Here is a 13,464-nt window from a genome sequence, read left to right on the forward strand (position 1 = left end):
CTACCGAGACCACCATGCACCAGCAGAATATCCTTTTCGACCTTGACGGCACCCTGACCGACCCGCGCCTGGGCATTACCCGTTCGATCCAGTACGCTCTGGCCAAACTGGGCATCGACGAGCCGGACCTGGCGCGCCTCGAGCACTTCATCGGCCCACCCCTGCTACAGGCCTTCATGCAGTTCTACAGCTTCGATGAAGCCAAGGCGTGGGAGGCGGTGAATTTTTACCGGGAACGCTTCCGTGTCACAGGCCTTTACGAAAACCTGGTCTTCGAAGGTGTGCCGGAACTGCTCCAGGCCCTGAACGGTCAGGGCCGCACGCTTTACATCGCGACGTCCAAGCCCTGGGAATTCGCCCGTGAGATCGCCAGGCACTTCGCCTTCGATCATCACTTCAAGGTGATTTACGGCAGCGAACTGGACGGCACCCGCACCAACAAGGTCGAGCTGATTCGCCACCTGCTGGACGAGGAAGGGCTGGACCCGGCGCAGACCCTGATGATCGGCGACCGCAAGCACGACCTGATCGGGGCGCGCAGCAATGGGTTGCAGGCAGTGGCAGTGGGGTATGGGTTCGGCAGCGAAGAAGAACTGAAGGCCCACACGCCTGAATTCCACTACGCCACCTTGGCTGAGATGCATCAGGCGTTCATCAAGGCCTGAGCGCGTATGTAAGGGCCGGCTTGCCGGCGATGGGCCGCTAAGCGGCCCCAGCGCTCACTGACTCGCCACCAATCGAGCCAACACCGCCTTGCGCTGTTCGGCCGGCAACCGTCCTAGCGCTTCTACCTTCTGATAGAAGCGTACCCAATCCCCCCCAGCCTCGCGAAACACCGCCGCAAACGCCGGCACCCATTGGTCATACAGCCCAAACGGCAATAGCTTGGCATTGCTCATCGGCCCATACATCCAGGCGTCATAACGCTTGTCCCCAGCCCACTGGCTATCTCGAACCTGGCGATAATCGCGCCTCAACCGGTCGAATTCTGCCTGTTTGGCCGCACGTTTGTGCGCATCATCCAGCGGCCCGGCATAGAGCGCCTGCAGCCGCTCGCGGCTGGCCAGAATCAGCCGTATGAACTGGTCACGCTGCAGGCTCTGCTCACCCTGAGTCGCTTCAAGCCCACGGGCGGCGCGCCATTGCCGCGTTCCTTCCTGCTCGACGAACGTGGCGAAGGACTCGTTGAACTCCGTGTCGTCCTGCACATAGACGCGCTGATGCGCCAGTTCGTGGAAGATCAACGTGGCCAGGCGCTCATCACCCCAGCCGACCATCGACGACAGGATCGGGTCGTCGAACCAGCCAAGCGTCGAATACGCCTCGACACCGCTCACATAGACATCCATGCCCGCCTGACGCATCACCGCCGCCGCGCCGCGGGCCGCGCCCTGCTGGTAATAACCGCGGTAGGCGACGCAACCGGCAACAGGGAAACAGTGCGTCACCGGTTGCAGCGAGAGCTCAGGCGTAGCAAACACATTCCACACCACATAGGGCCGCCCAAGGTCGGCATACACCCGATAGCTGCCGTTGTCCGGCAGGCCCAGTCGTTTGCTGGCGAACAGCCGCGCCTGCTCGGCGTGTTGCAGACGGGCCCGCAACTGCGGGCTGGTGGCCGGGTCGGCGAGTACTCGCTCCACCGGCTGACGTGCACGCAACAGTTGCCACTGGCCATCGGCCAACTGGCCGTAATAGGCAAGGCTGCTGCAACCACTGAGCAGAAAGGCGCCCAGCACGGGAACCAAAGTGCTGAAAACGCGGTCGAGTGGCCCAGGGCCTGAGCGCTTCAAAAGAAAAAACCAGACCATCTTGGGCTATCCATTCGCTCACGGCCGATGCGCTCCAAGACTATCTCGCCAAGGGGGAGTTTCGCCATGCGTGCACTGTTCATCGCCAGCTCAATGCTGCTGATGTCTGCCTGTTCGACCCTGCCCGACCCGGACCCGAACCAGGCATGGATCGATCTCACCCCGCACGACGAAACCTCGCTGCACGCGGTGCAGGTGGACGAGCGCGATTGGGCAGACACCCGCTATTTCGAGGTTCAGCCCGGCAGCCACGAGCTGACCGTCCGCTACCAGTTCCCGGTCACACCCAGCAATATCGGCCCGGTCGGGGAACCGTTGTGGCGCGACTGCCAGCTCAATCTGACCTTCAAGGGCTTCAACGCCGGCCAGCGTTATCAACTGCAAGCAGGCAGCATCGGCTTCCGGCCCTGGATCAAGCTCTATGACCACCAGCAGAAACTGCTCAGCCAAGGCCTGCCGGCGGGCTGCCAACGCACCTGAAGCCCGCAAACGGCGCTATGCTTGTAACTTGTGAATCGCAAGTGGGAGTTTCGCCATGCGCCAGCCCATGATGCTGATGGCCCTCAGTGCATTGGGGGCATGCGCCAGCCCCTTGCCCCCCGTAGACCCCAAGCAGGCCTGGGTCGACCTCTACACCATCACGCCCGGCCGAGTCATCATGGCGGACAAGCTCGATGGCAAGCGCCTGGAGGACGGCCGTTACTTCCAGGTCACACCTGGCAAGCACGAACTGGTGGTGCGCTTCGATTATGAAATCTACGGGGGCGGCATGATGAGCCAGCCCAGGGATCGGACCTGTTACCTGACCGTGCGCTTTGACGATTTCAAGGCAGGCGAACGCTATCGCCTGGAGGCGCGTGCACCAGTAATGGAACCACAGGTGCTGCTGTACGACGCCAACCGCACAGTGGTGGTCAACGAACCCAGCAATGTGTTCTGCATTCCCTGAAACCGGGGGGCTGCTTACCAGCCCCGGTTTCAATTGGCGATCATTCGTTCTTCTGATAAATGATCTTTTTGGTCCCGCCATCACAGCTGCCAACGATCATGTTCTGATCCTTGACCTCACTGTTGGGCACGATCTCCAGCGTGTACGACGGCACACCCTGAGCCTGGATCTTGGCTTCGATCTCGGCCTTCAGTTCCTCACACGGCTTGACCGCCGCCACGGCAGATGTGGCCAACAGAGACGCCAACACGGCGATTGCGACGCGTATCATGGCACGGCTCCTGGATGGGCAGCTGCGCTGCCGATGCTGTTTAGACTACAGCAAACCGAAGCTGTTGCGCCGCTTAGCCCACCAGGGTGGCGTCCAGGCTGATCTTCGCGTTCAACACCTTGGACACCGGGCAGCCTGCTTTGGCCTTGTTGGCAATGTCAAGGAACTGGGCTTCACTCGCGCCAGGAACCTTGGCCTTCAGCACCAGGTGCACAGCAGTGATGGCAAAGCCATCAGGCTGTTTTTCCAGGGTCACTTCAGCGATCGTATCGATACGGTCGGGCGTCAGGCCCGCCTCGCCGAGCATCATCGACAGCGCCATCGAGAAGCAGCCGGCATGGGCCGCGCCGATCAACTCCTCTGGGTTGGTGCCGGGCGAGCCTTCGAAGCGGGTGTTGAAACCATAGGGGTTCTGCTTTAGCGCGCCGCTTTCAGTCGAAATAACGCCTTTGCCGTCCTTCAGGCCACCTTGCCAGATCGCCGATGCAGTCTTTTTCATGATGCCTCCTGGTCACTCGGTTACGTATCTATGGGTTCAGAGGCTACTCACCTTCGGCAAGTTCAGATCAATCGCACCGCAAGCATTGAATCTTCCGAATGTGCCCATACAGAGTTTAAAAGGCCTTCGGCCAATCACTTTTGCGGAGGCTCCAATGACGCAGCTGCGTGACCTGAAAATTTCCACCCTCGACCTGGTGCCAGTGCGGGCCGACTCCGGCCCGGCGCAAGCGTTGCGCAATTCGCTGGACCTGGCCCAGCATGTCGAGCGCTTTGGCTACAACCGCTTCTGGGTTGCCGAACACCACAACATGGACGGCATCGCCAGCTCCGCGACCTCGGTGCTGATCGGTTACCTGGCGGGGGGTACTTCAACCATCCGTGTCGGCTCGGGTGGCGTCATGCTGCCCAACCATGCCCCCTTGGTGATCGCCGAGCAGTTCGGCACGTTGGCCAGCCTTTATCCAGGGCGTATCGATCTGGGCCTGGGCCGTGCGCCGGGCTCCGACCAGATGACCGCACGCGCCCTGCGCCGGGAGCGTTCGGGCAGCGCCGACGATTTCCCGGACGATGTCGAAGAATTGTCGCGCTACCTGGGCCCGCGCACAGATGATCAAAAAGTGATCGCCGTACCTGGCCACGACACCGAGGTGCCGATGTGGCTGCTGGGCTCCAGCCTGTTCAGCGCACAGCTGGCCGGCATGCGCGGCATGCCCTACGCCTTCGCCTCGCACTTCGCGCCGCGCTACATGCATGAGGCGATCCGTATCTACCGCGACCATTTCAAGCCCTCTACCACGCTCGACAAGCCTTACGTGATGCTGGGCATTCCGATGGTGGTGGCCGAAACCGACGACAAGGCCGAGTTCCTGGCCACTTCGGTGTACCAGCGTATTCTTGCCCTGATACGCGGGCAGAGCCTGATGCAGCGCAAGCCGGTACCGAGCATGGATGGGTTGTGGCTGCCACATGAGCGCGATGCGGTGGGTAGTTTCCTGGGCCTGGCGATGATCGGCAGCCCGCAGAAGGTGAGGGCCAAGGTCGAGGTGCTACTGGAGCAGACCGGGGCGGACGAACTGATCTTTACCTGCGACCTGTATGAGCATGAGGACCGGATCAGGTCTTATGAATTGTTGGCGCAAGCCTTGAAATCTGAGTAGGCCCCAATCGCCGGCAAGCCGGCTCCCACTGGGAACTCCAAGGCCGCGAGATATTGGAAACGCAGTGGGGCAGGCTTGCTGGCGGTTGGGCCAGCGCTCAACCACGCCGGTAGACAATTTCCTTGCTGCCACCTTCACAGCTCCCCACAACCTTGCCAGCGGGATCGCCCTTACTGACGATCTCCAGTGTGTAGCCCTTCACACCTTTGGCATCCAGCTTCGCGGCAATCTCGGCCTTGAGCTCCTCGCAAGGCTTGCCCGCCGCCAGCGCGCCACCCGCCAGCATCATCAGGCCCACCGCCAGAATCAGTTTCTTCATCACTCGCTTTCCTTGTGCAGATGAAAATGGGAAAGGGCGCCGGCAAAGGCGCCCCTGTCTGTATAACGCCATCACGCCGGCCGTTGCCAGCCCGACCCTGTTTCAGCTATTGGCGATGCGAAAGCCCACTTTGAGCGTGACCTGAAAGTGCGCCACCTTGTTACCTTCGATGTGGCCACGGGTGTCGACCACTTCGAACCATTCCAGATGCTTGATGCTCTTGGCCGCTTCGGCCAACGCATTGTTGATGGCGTCTTCGATGCTGGTGGTCGAGGAACCTACCAGCTCGATCTTCTTGTAGGTGTGATGATCGGTCATGAGCGCTCTCCTTGGGTGACAGTGAAATTGAGCCTAGCAGTGCCGGCCTGGTTTACCTGCGAGCCGTCAGGCTGGGCGAAAGTTCGATCGCACTTTCGCCCCGGGCCGCAGTCGCAATCCATACAGTCCATACTGCAAAGGAGAGTCACCATGCACCGCAATTCGCTGCGTAAAACATCCCTGGAAAGCATGGAAGCGGAGATCGAAAGCCTCCTTAAGAGCCTGGAGAGCCTCAAGCATGATGCGTCGGAGGAGTCGCAGAAGTCCGTGAAGGCAATCCGCAGCAACGCCGAAAGCGCGTTGAAACACTCGCGCAGCCTGCTTAGCGATGCTTATGAGGAAGTAAAGACCCGCACCCGCCAGACCGGTATCGCAACCCGTGATTATGCTCAGGAGCACCCGGTGACCACTGCTGGCGTAGCCATCGGCGCGCTCGGCCTGCTCGCGGCCTACCTGTTATACCGCCGCAACTAACCTGCCTGCCGCTCCAGTTCGCGGCGCAGCCACTGCGCCAGCTGCTCGGCGCGCCCGTCTGCGGCGCGCCGTGGCACCCACAGCGCCAGCGCCGCTGCAGTAGGGGAAAAGCCCCACGGTGCGCTGAGTCTCCCGGCACGCAAGTCATCCGCCACCAGCGGCTGCGGTGCGATAGCCACCCCCAGCCCTGCCACGGCCGCCTCCAGCAGGTAATACAAATGCTCGAAGGCCTGCCCATACTGCAGTGCAGCCGGGTCCAACCCCTGTTGTCCGGCCCAGGTCGGCCACGCCTGCGGGCGTGAAGTGGTATGCAGCAAGGCTTCGTCCAGCAGCGCCACGGCGGGCGCACTGCGCAACCGCTCGAAACCGGTAAAGTGTGGGCTCAACACAGGCCCGATACGCTCTTCGGCCAGTACATGTACCTGCATGTCCGCAGGCCAAGGGGGTTCGGCATACACCAGCAGCGCATCGAGCCCCGGCCGACGCGGATCAAGGTCGCCTTCCCCTGCTGACAGATGCAGGCGCAGCTCTGGCAAATCCGCCTTCAGGCGCCCAAGCCGGGGAATGAACCATCGCGCCAGCAGGCTACCCGAGCACCCCAGCACGAATGGCGCCTCGCTGACATCCCGGCTGAGTTCGGCGCAGACACTGCGCAGCCTGTCGAACGCCTCACCACTGGCATCACGCAGCCTGACGCCGGCATCTGTGAGTTTGATGCCGCGCCCGTCCTTGACGAACAAGGCCACGCCCAGGTGTTCCTCCAGCACCTTGATCTGCCGGCTCACGGCGCCATGAGTCACATGCAGCGCTTCGGCAGCCTGGCTGACGCTATTGAGCCTGGCGGTGGTTTCGAAGGCCCGCAGGGCGTTCAGGGGAGGGAGGTCGTGGGCCATTTGACGTGTGAGTTTTCCTGACAGGTTTGCGCAATCTTATCGGTTTTCAGCCGGGCTTGCCGTGGTTAGAGTAAAGCCCATCACTCATTCATTACGCCCTGGAGCGCCCCATGACCCAGTCCCAATACCGCCCCGGCCCCGACGCCAACGGCCTGTTCGGCTCGTTCGGTGGCCGCTATGTGGCCGAAACCCTGATGCCGCTGGTGCTGGATCTGGCCCGCGAATATGAAGCCGCCAAGGCCGACCCCAAGTTCCTCGAAGAACTGGCCTACTTCCAGCGCGACTACATCGGCCGCCCCAACCCGCTGTATTTCGCCGAGCGCTTGACCGAGCATTGCGGCGGCGCCAAGATTTTCTTCAAACGTGAAGAGCTCAACCACACCGGCGCGCACAAGGTGAACAACTGCATCGGCCAAGTGCTGCTGGCCAAGCGCATGGGCAAAAAACGCCTGATCGCCGAAACCGGCGCCGGCATGCACGGCGTGGCCACTGCCACCGTCGCCGCACGCTTCGGGCTGCCCTGCGTGATCTACATGGGTGCCACCGACATCGAGCGCCAGCAGGCCAACGTGTTCCGCATGAAGTTGCTGGGCGCCGAGATCGTTCCGGTTACAGCCGGCACCGGCACATTGAAAGACGCCATGAACGAAGCCCTGCGCGACTGGGTCACCAACGTCGACGACACCTTCTACCTGATCGGTACCGTGGCCGGCCCGCACCCGTATCCTGCAATGGTTCGCGATTTCCAGTCGATCATCGGCAAAGAGACCCGCGCCCAGTTGCAAGAGAAGGAAGGCCGCCTGCCCGACAGCCTGATTGCCTGTGTTGGCGGTGGCTCCAATGCCATGGGCCTGTTCCACGAATTCCTCGAAGACGAGAGCGTCAAGATCATTGGTGTGGAAGCCGGTGGCCATGGCGTGCACACCGACAAGCATGCGGCCAGCCTCAACGGTGGCGTACCCGGCGTGCTGCACGGCAACCGCACCTACCTGCTGCAGGACGGTGACGGCCAGATCACTGACGCCCACTCGATTTCGGCCGGCCTCGACTACCCGGGCATCGGCCCCGAGCATGCCTACCTGCATGAAGTGAAGCGTGTGGAGTACGTCAGCATCACCGACGATGAGGCCCTCGACGCGTTCCACGCCACCTGCCGCCTGGAAGGCATCATCCCGGCCCTGGAAACCTCGCACGCCCTGGCTGAAGCGATCAAGCGCGCGCCAAACCTGCCCAAGGACCACCTGATGGTCATCTGCCTGTCAGGCCGTGGCGACAAAGACATGCAAACCGTGATGAACCACATGGCCGCCCAGGAGAAACAGGCATGAGCCGTCTTGAACAACGCTTTGCCGAGCTGAAAGCCGAAGGCCGCTCCGCACTGGTCACCTTCGTCACTGCCGGCGACCCTGGCTACGATGCCTCGCTGCAGATCCTCAAGGGCCTGCCGGCGGCCGGTGCCGATGTGATCGAACTGGGCATGCCGTTCACCGACCCGATGGCCGATGGCGTAGCTATCCAGCTGGCCACGCTGCGTGCGCTGGAAGCAGGCCAGAACCTGGCCAAGACCCTGCAGATGGTGCGTGAATTCCGCGTCGACAACCAGGCCACACCGATCGTGCTGATGGGTTACTACAACCCGGTCCACCGCTTTGGCGTAGAGAAATTCGTCGCAGAAGCCAAAGAAGCGGGTGTCGATGGCCTGATCATCGTCGACCTGCCGCCGGAGCACGATGCTGAGCTCGCTACCCCGGCCCAGGCCGCTGGCATCGACTTCATTCGCCTGACCACCCCGACCACCGACGATGTGCGCCTGCCACGGGTGCTGGAGCGCAGCTCGGGGTTCGTCTATTACGTGTCGGTGGCAGGCGTGACCGGCGCCGGCTCGGCAACCACCGAGCACGTCACCGAAGCAATCGCCCGCCTGCGTCGGCATACCGACCTGCCGATCAGCGTTGGCTTCGGCATTCGCACGCCAGAGCAGGCCGCAGCGATTGCGCGCCTGGCTGATGGCGTGGTGGTAGGTTCGGCGCTGGTCGACAAGATCGCCCAGGCCAAAGACGCCGATCAGGCTGTTGCCGATGTATTGAGCCTGTGCTCTGCGCTGGCTGAAGGCGTGCGCGGCGCTCGGCGCTGAGCCGTGTGGCTTCTTCGCGGGTTTGTCCGCGAAGAAGCCAACACATCGCTAACCGCCAAAAACCGATAATTTCAAAGGCCGCAAAGCCCCCATCCAGATCGCATGATCGCGGTGATCCGCCAGCTCATCCCCAGTCAGCGGGTGCAGAAACACCACCAACCCCTTGCGATACAACGCCAACCACGGCAATACCACCCCCAACACCTCCGGCCCGAACGCCAGCTGGCAGCTCCAGTCCGGGTGCGGCCCTACCGGCTTCTCATGCATGCGCCCCATGGTCACGGGGAACAGCCGCGCCGCCTCCTCGCACAGCTCACGCGCTTGCTCGATAGTCGATGCGTCGTAATAAACGTGGGCGTGATAGCCCTTGATCCTCTGCACGATGTCTCCTGATTGCGGTCAAACCATCACCCACCCGCAAAGGGAGTGATGCAGTGAAAAATGCCGAAACCCCAGTGTTCAAGCTGGTGCTGTTCGGGGCTCAAAGCAGCCTGGGCAGTGCCCTGATGGTCGAGTTGCTGTCACGTCAGCACGAGGTCACTGCCGTGGTCGATGACCTCAACCGCCATGCGCCGCGCCCGGGCCTGCATTTCAAGCTAGGCGGGCTGGGTGATGCCGACCAGGCGGAGCAGGGCGCAGCAGGGGGCTCGGCGGTGATTGCCCTGTTGTCGGCGCTGGCGCCGGGTGACCTTGCAGCGCAAGGGCAGATGAGCGAAGCGTTGGTGGCCGGGCTTTCTCGCACGACTATACGCCGGGTGCTGCTGGTGGGCGATTTCGATGTGCTGGATGCGCCGGGCAAGTACACCGAAGCAGAACGTGAGTGCGTGGACCAGGTTGTGGATGCGCTGCAACGCAGCCCATTGCACTGGACGCTGATCAATGCGCCACAGGCACTCATGGACCTGGAGCGAATGGCGGCGGGGATGGCCGATATGCTCGAGCTGGATCTGCATCGGGGCGAGCATCTGAACTTCGTGACGTAGAGCACCGGGGCCTACAGGTACTGCGCGAGCTCAAGTCCTGCCACGGACCTGTGGGAGCTGGCTTGCCGGCGATGGGCTGCGCAGCAGGCCCAATCACTGATTCCGCTCATCTTCCAGCCAACCCACAAACCGCTCGATCAGCGCCCCACGCCGCTTGCGCGGCGGCAACACTACGTAATACCCCCGCGTCGAGCGCAAGCTCCCCTCCAGCGGCCGGCACAGCAACCCTTGCTCGACCAGCCCATCGACCAGATGCCGCCAGCCGATCGCCACCCCTTGCCCGGCAATTGCCGCCTGGACCAACAGCGTGTAGTTATCGAACCGTAGCTGCCCGGGCGGCGGCGGGCTTTCCACGCCAAAGCCACGAAACACCCCCGCCCAGTCGAACCAGCGGCTGGCCTGCTCGCCGCGCAGATGAAGCAGTGGCAAACGTTGCAAAGCCACGGCTGACAAGGGTTTGCCACGAGTCAGTCGAGGGCTGCAGACCGGGAATACTTCTTCATCGAACAGCCAGCGGCTCTCGCCTTGATGGAACCGCCCATCCCCAAACAACACCGCCACATCGATGTCCGGCCGCAGCATCCCCTGGCTGCGCTCACCGGTCACCAGGCTAACGTCCACCTGTGGATAAGCCTCGTGAAACCGCTGCAACCGCGGCATCAGCCAGAACGCTGCGAAGGCAAAGTCGGTGGCCACCTGCAGCACCTCGCGCTGGCTGCGCCCGCTGGCCAGGGCAATGCCGTCATCCATGGCCTGCAGGCCTTGATGAACCTGCTCGAACAATACCTGCCCGGCATCGGTCAGCGCGATGCCGCGGTAGATACGGTCAAACAGACGCGTGTTCAACCGAGCCTCCAGCCGTTTGATCTGCTGGCTTACCGCCGGCTGGGTAGTGCCCAACTCCAGGGCCGCAGCCGTGAAACCACGCAAGCGGGCAGCGGCCTCGAAAACGCGCAGTGCGTCGAGCGACAAGTCGGTCAGGTGATCAAACATAAGCTTAACTAATCCCAGACATTGCCCGCCATGGGCTTTACCCATGTTACTTGCAGTCGCATCTTGATAGGCAAGCTATTCGCATAACCTTCAACGATGGAAGCCAACCATGACGCGCCCGAATATCCTGTTCATCATGGCCGACCAGATGGCCGCGCCGCTCTTGCCGATATATGGCCCTTCACCAATCCAGATGCCCCACCTGAGCCGCCTGGCCGATCAGGCGGTGGTGTTCGATTCGGCCTACTGCAACAGCCCGCTGTGCGCACCCTCGCGCTTTACCCTGGTAAGCGGCCAGTTGCCCAGCCGTATTGGCGCCTACGACAACGCTGCCGACTTCCCGGCCGATATCCCGACCTACGCCCACTACCTGCGCCGGCTCGGCTACCGCACCGCGCTGTCGGGCAAGATGCATTTCTGCGGCCCGGACCAGTTGCACGGCTACGAAGAACGCTTGACCAGCGACATCTACCCCGCCGACTACGGCTGGGCAGTTAACTGGGATGCCCCGGACGAGCGCGCAAGCTGGTATCACAACATGTCATCGGTATTGCAGGCCGGCCCTTGCGTGCGTACCAACCAGCTGGATTTCGACGAAGAAGTGGTATTCAAGGCCCGCCAGTACCTTTACGACCATGTCCGCGAGAACGATGGTCGGCCGTTCTGCCTCACCGTGTCCATGACCCACCCCCACGACCCGTACACCATCCCCAAGCGCTACTGGGATCGCTACGAGGGTGTGGATATCCCAATGCCCCGCGCCGAGTTCGGCCAGCACGAACTCGACCCGCACTCACAGCGCCTGCTCAAGGTGTACGACCTGTGGAACAAGCCCCTGCCTGTGGACAAGATCCGCGATGCACGCCGTGCCTACTTCGGTGCCTGCAGCTACATCGACGACAACATCGGCCAGCTGTTGCAGACCCTGGAGGAGTGCGACCTGGCCGACGACACCCTGGTCATTTTCTCTGGCGATCACGGCGACATGCTTGGCGAGCGCGGGCTCTGGTACAAGATGCACTGGTTCGAGATGTCGGCGCGGGTGCCGCTGCTGGTCCACGCGCCCAAGCGCTTCGCCCCGGCCCGGGTCAGTGCCTCGGTATCGACCTGCGACCTGCTGCCGACGCTGGTCGAGCTTGCCGGCGGTACTGTGGATAAAAGCTTGCATCTGGATGGGCAATCGCTGCTCGGCCACTTGCAAGGGCAGGGTGGCCACGACCAAGTGATCGGCGAGTACATGGCCGAGGGTACCGTCGGACCATTGATGATGATCCGCCGTGGCTCGTACAAGTTCGTGTACAGCGAAGACGACCCATGTTTACTCTATGACCTGAGCCGCGACCCGCACGAGCGGGAGAACCTCACCGGCAGCCCGGACCATCAGGTGCTGCTGCAGGCATTTGTCGACGAAGCACGCCAGCGCTGGGATATCCCCAGCCTGCGCCAGCAGGTACTGGCCAGCCAGCGGCGCCGCCGCCTGGTGGCCGAAGCGCTGGCCATCGGCAAACTTAAAAGCTGGGACCACCAACCGCTGGTGGATGCCAGCCAACAGTACATGCGCAACCACATCGATCTCGACGACCTCGAGCGCAAGGCACGTTATCCACAGCCCGCACCCCTGGATTGAGAAGAGAAGCCGCCATGCAGAAGTTCTCCACCATCGTGTTCGCCCTGGCCCTGAGCCTGGGCACCGCCACGGCCCACGCCGAAGACGCGCAATGCAGCACCGTAAGGATGGCCGACCCTGGTTGGAGCGATATCGCCACCACCAACGCCATCGCCCGCTTGCTTCTGGAGAGCCTGGGCTACCAGGTGAAGATCGACAGCCTGGCGGTGCCGATCATCTACGGCGGCCTCAAGGACGGTAAGGTCGATGCCTTCCTGGGTAACTGGATGCCGGCGCATCAGGGTTTTCATGACAAGTTCGTTGCCAATGGCGATGTGCAGCAGCTGTCGCGCAACCTTGAAGGCACCGAGTTCACCCTGGCGGTGCCCGATTACGTGTGGGATGCCGGCGTGAAGAGCTTCGCCGACCTGCAACAGCATGCCGATCAGTTCGACAAGAAGCTGTACGGAATCGGCTCAGGCGCGCCCGCCAACCTGTCGCTGAAGCAGATCATCGACAAGAATGAATTCGACCTCGGCCAATGGAAGCTGGTCGAATCGAGCGAACAGGCAATGCTGGCGCAGGTCGACCGCGCCGTGAAGAAGAAGCAGTTCATCACCTTCCTGGGCTGGACCCCGCACCCGATGAACGTGAAACTGAAGATGCATTACCTGACGGGCGGGGAGAAGTGGTTTGGCAGCAAGGGTGAGGTCTATACCCTGACGCGCAAAGGTTATCCACAAGCCTGCCCTAACCCCGCAAAATTGTTGGGTAACCTGACATTCACCCTGGACATGGAAAACAGCATCATGGCGGAGGTTGTGGATAAAAAGATCAGTTTCGATGAAGCGGCCAAGGCGTGGGTCAAGGCGCATCCAGATCTGCTTCAAAAATGGCTTGATGGAGTGACCACCACTTCTGGCGGCGATGCCAAAGAGGCTGTCAACGCCAAACTCTGATTGGTTTATCTGTTAGGTTGCTGGGGCCGCGTTGCGGCCCATTCGCGACGCAAGGCCGCTCCTACACGCAGGGTACGATTTGGCGTAGGAGCGGCC

General features: G+C 62.1%; 18 protein-coding genes. 10 read left to right on the forward strand and 8 right to left on the reverse strand.

The features are described from left to right. Positions 1-14 precede the first annotated feature (14 nt). Positions 15-665, forward strand: a complete 651-nt coding sequence (locus NGJ21_RS11955) for an HAD family hydrolase (protein ID WP_161872433.1) — start codon at positions 15-17, stop codon at positions 663-665. Between the two features lie 54 nt (positions 666-719). Here the strand turns inward: NGJ21_RS11955 and NGJ21_RS11960 are convergent, their stop codons facing one another. Then, on the reverse strand, positions 720-1,793 hold the full coding sequence (locus NGJ21_RS11960; RefSeq protein ID WP_251962184.1) for an aminopeptidase: 1,074 nt from the start codon (positions 1,791-1,793) through the stop codon (positions 720-722). Between the two features lie 84 nt (positions 1,794-1,877). Here NGJ21_RS11960 and NGJ21_RS11965 point away from each other — a divergent pair, with 84 nt between their 5' ends. Together NGJ21_RS11965 and NGJ21_RS11970 are read left to right on the forward strand one after the other, a co-directional pair. After that, positions 1,878-2,291, forward strand: a complete 414-nt coding sequence (locus tag NGJ21_RS11965) for a PA0061/PA0062 family lipoprotein (RefSeq protein ID WP_046786819.1) — start codon at positions 1,878-1,880, stop codon at positions 2,289-2,291. 55 nt (positions 2,292-2,346) lie between these two features. Continuing rightward, positions 2,347-2,760: a PA0061/PA0062 family lipoprotein gene (locus NGJ21_RS11970; protein WP_046786818.1), complete on the forward strand. Its 414-nt coding sequence runs from the start codon at positions 2,347-2,349 to the stop codon at positions 2,758-2,760. Positions 2,761-2,800: 40 nt separating this feature from the next. On the opposite strand, the gene NGJ21_RS11975 is transcribed toward NGJ21_RS11970, so the two are convergent. Both NGJ21_RS11975 and NGJ21_RS11980 read right to left on the reverse strand, forming a co-directional pair. Further along, positions 2,801-3,031 carry a DUF1161 domain-containing protein gene (locus tag NGJ21_RS11975; protein ID WP_046786817.1) on the reverse strand — a complete coding sequence of 77 codons (231 nt, stop codon included), beginning with the start codon at positions 3,029-3,031 and terminating at the stop codon, positions 2,801-2,803. Positions 3,032-3,104: 73 nt separating this feature from the next. Continuing rightward, complete coding sequence (locus NGJ21_RS11980; protein WP_012312059.1) at positions 3,105-3,530, reverse strand: OsmC family protein; 426 nt, start codon at positions 3,528-3,530, stop codon at positions 3,105-3,107. A gap of 154 nt (positions 3,531-3,684) precedes the next feature. On the opposite strand from NGJ21_RS11980, the gene NGJ21_RS11985 reads away from it, so the two are divergent. After that, the gene (locus NGJ21_RS11985) at positions 3,685-4,689 is read left to right on the forward strand and encodes an LLM class flavin-dependent oxidoreductase (protein WP_125924435.1); all 1,005 of its coding nucleotides are present in this window, start codon (positions 3,685-3,687) and stop codon (positions 4,687-4,689) included. Positions 4,690-4,786: 97 nt separating this feature from the next. Here NGJ21_RS11985 and NGJ21_RS11990 read toward each other — a convergent pair whose 3' ends face one another. Together NGJ21_RS11990 and NGJ21_RS11995 are read right to left on the reverse strand one after the other, a co-directional pair. Continuing rightward, positions 4,787-5,008, reverse strand: a complete 222-nt coding sequence (locus tag NGJ21_RS11990) for a DUF1161 domain-containing protein (protein WP_046786815.1) — start codon at positions 5,006-5,008, stop codon at positions 4,787-4,789. Positions 5,009-5,110: 102 nt separating this feature from the next. Then, positions 5,111-5,326: a dodecin gene (locus NGJ21_RS11995; protein ID WP_012312056.1), complete on the reverse strand. Its 216-nt coding sequence runs from the start codon at positions 5,324-5,326 to the stop codon at positions 5,111-5,113. A gap of 150 nt (positions 5,327-5,476) precedes the next feature. Here NGJ21_RS11995 and NGJ21_RS12000 point away from each other — a divergent pair, with 150 nt between their 5' ends. After that, positions 5,477-5,800: an ElaB/YgaM/YqjD family protein gene (locus tag NGJ21_RS12000; RefSeq protein ID WP_012312055.1), complete on the forward strand. Its 324-nt coding sequence runs from the start codon at positions 5,477-5,479 to the stop codon at positions 5,798-5,800. On the opposite strand, the gene NGJ21_RS12005 is transcribed toward NGJ21_RS12000, so the two are convergent. Beyond that, positions 5,797-6,693 (reverse strand): LysR family transcriptional regulator, encoded by an 897-nt coding sequence (locus NGJ21_RS12005; protein WP_046786814.1) that lies wholly within the window; start codon positions 6,691-6,693, stop codon positions 5,797-5,799. The two genes, NGJ21_RS12000 and NGJ21_RS12005, sit on opposite strands and share 4 nt — an antisense overlap. Before the next feature lie 110 nt (positions 6,694-6,803). Here NGJ21_RS12005 and trpB point away from each other — a divergent pair, with 110 nt between their 5' ends. Both trpB and trpA read left to right on the forward strand, forming a co-directional pair. Next, positions 6,804-8,021, forward strand: coding sequence for a tryptophan synthase subunit beta (trpB, locus tag NGJ21_RS12010; protein WP_039603723.1), 1,218 nt, complete (start codon positions 6,804-6,806; stop codon positions 8,019-8,021). Continuing rightward, positions 8,018-8,827 carry a tryptophan synthase subunit alpha gene (trpA, locus tag NGJ21_RS12015; protein ID WP_251962152.1) on the forward strand — a complete coding sequence of 270 codons (810 nt, stop codon included), beginning with the start codon at positions 8,018-8,020 and terminating at the stop codon, positions 8,825-8,827. Before trpB ends, trpA begins: the two co-directional genes overlap by 4 nt. A gap of 48 nt (positions 8,828-8,875) precedes the next feature. Here the strand turns inward: trpA and NGJ21_RS12020 are convergent, their stop codons facing one another. Then, a complete protein-coding gene (locus NGJ21_RS12020; RefSeq protein WP_012312051.1) occupies positions 8,876-9,208 on the reverse strand; it encodes a DOPA 4,5-dioxygenase family protein in 333 nt (110 codons plus the stop codon). A gap of 53 nt (positions 9,209-9,261) precedes the next feature. Here NGJ21_RS12020 and NGJ21_RS12025 point away from each other — a divergent pair, with 53 nt between their 5' ends. Next, a complete protein-coding gene (locus NGJ21_RS12025; RefSeq protein WP_046786812.1) occupies positions 9,262-9,810 on the forward strand; it encodes an NAD(P)H-binding protein in 549 nt (182 codons plus the stop codon). A 93-nt stretch (positions 9,811-9,903) separates the two neighbouring features. Here NGJ21_RS12025 and NGJ21_RS12030 read toward each other — a convergent pair whose 3' ends face one another. Next, complete coding sequence (locus tag NGJ21_RS12030; RefSeq protein ID WP_115273220.1) at positions 9,904-10,803, reverse strand: choline sulfate utilization transcriptional regulator; 900 nt, start codon at positions 10,801-10,803, stop codon at positions 9,904-9,906. Positions 10,804-10,912: 109 nt separating this feature from the next. On the opposite strand from NGJ21_RS12030, the gene betC reads away from it, so the two are divergent. Next, the gene (gene betC / locus NGJ21_RS12035; protein ID WP_251962153.1) at positions 10,913-12,430 is read left to right on the forward strand and encodes a choline-sulfatase; all 1,518 of its coding nucleotides are present in this window, start codon (positions 10,913-10,915) and stop codon (positions 12,428-12,430) included. Between the two features lie 14 nt (positions 12,431-12,444). Next, on the forward strand, positions 12,445-13,368 hold the full coding sequence (choX, locus tag NGJ21_RS12040; protein ID WP_251962154.1) for a choline ABC transporter substrate-binding protein: 924 nt from the start codon (positions 12,445-12,447) through the stop codon (positions 13,366-13,368). Positions 13,369-13,464: the final 96 nt, after the last annotated feature.

Source organism: Pseudomonas sp. Marseille-Q5299 (assembly GCF_943737035.1).
Lineage (GTDB): Bacteria > Pseudomonadota > Gammaproteobacteria > Pseudomonadales > Pseudomonadaceae > Aquipseudomonas > Aquipseudomonas putida_E.

What these genes read in the sequence shown, in the direction of transcription:
- trpA (WP_251962152.1), top strand. Translation starts at nt 8,018, where the DNA reads ATGAGCCGTCTTGAACAACGCTTTGCCGAGCTGAAAGCCGAAGGCCGC.
- NGJ21_RS11975 (WP_046786817.1), bottom strand. Translation starts at nt 3,031, where the DNA reads ATGATACGCGTCGCAATCGCCGTGTTGGCGTCTCTGTTGGCCACATCT.
- NGJ21_RS11995 (WP_012312056.1), bottom strand. Translation starts at nt 5,326, where the DNA reads ATGACCGATCATCACACCTACAAGAAGATCGAGCTGGTAGGTTCCTCG.
- NGJ21_RS11980 (WP_012312059.1), bottom strand. Translation starts at nt 3,530, where the DNA reads ATGAAAAAGACTGCATCGGCGATCTGGCAAGGTGGCCTGAAGGACGGC.
- NGJ21_RS12000 (WP_012312055.1), top strand. Translation starts at nt 5,477, where the DNA reads ATGCACCGCAATTCGCTGCGTAAAACATCCCTGGAAAGCATGGAAGCG.
- NGJ21_RS11970 (WP_046786818.1), top strand. Translation starts at nt 2,347, where the DNA reads ATGCGCCAGCCCATGATGCTGATGGCCCTCAGTGCATTGGGGGCATGC.
- NGJ21_RS11965 (WP_046786819.1), top strand. Translation starts at nt 1,878, where the DNA reads ATGCGTGCACTGTTCATCGCCAGCTCAATGCTGCTGATGTCTGCCTGT.
- NGJ21_RS11990 (WP_046786815.1), bottom strand. Translation starts at nt 5,008, where the DNA reads ATGAAGAAACTGATTCTGGCGGTGGGCCTGATGATGCTGGCGGGTGGC.
- betC (WP_251962153.1), top strand. Translation starts at nt 10,913, where the DNA reads ATGACGCGCCCGAATATCCTGTTCATCATGGCCGACCAGATGGCCGCG.
- NGJ21_RS11985 (WP_125924435.1), top strand. Translation starts at nt 3,685, where the DNA reads ATGACGCAGCTGCGTGACCTGAAAATTTCCACCCTCGACCTGGTGCCA.
- NGJ21_RS11955 (WP_161872433.1), top strand. Translation starts at nt 15, where the DNA reads ATGCACCAGCAGAATATCCTTTTCGACCTTGACGGCACCCTGACCGAC.
- NGJ21_RS12005 (WP_046786814.1), bottom strand. Translation starts at nt 6,693, where the DNA reads ATGGCCCACGACCTCCCTCCCCTGAACGCCCTGCGGGCCTTCGAAACC.
- trpB (WP_039603723.1), top strand. Translation starts at nt 6,804, where the DNA reads ATGACCCAGTCCCAATACCGCCCCGGCCCCGACGCCAACGGCCTGTTC.
- NGJ21_RS12030 (WP_115273220.1), bottom strand. Translation starts at nt 10,803, where the DNA reads ATGTTTGATCACCTGACCGACTTGTCGCTCGACGCACTGCGCGTTTTC.
- choX (WP_251962154.1), top strand. Translation starts at nt 12,445, where the DNA reads ATGCAGAAGTTCTCCACCATCGTGTTCGCCCTGGCCCTGAGCCTGGGC.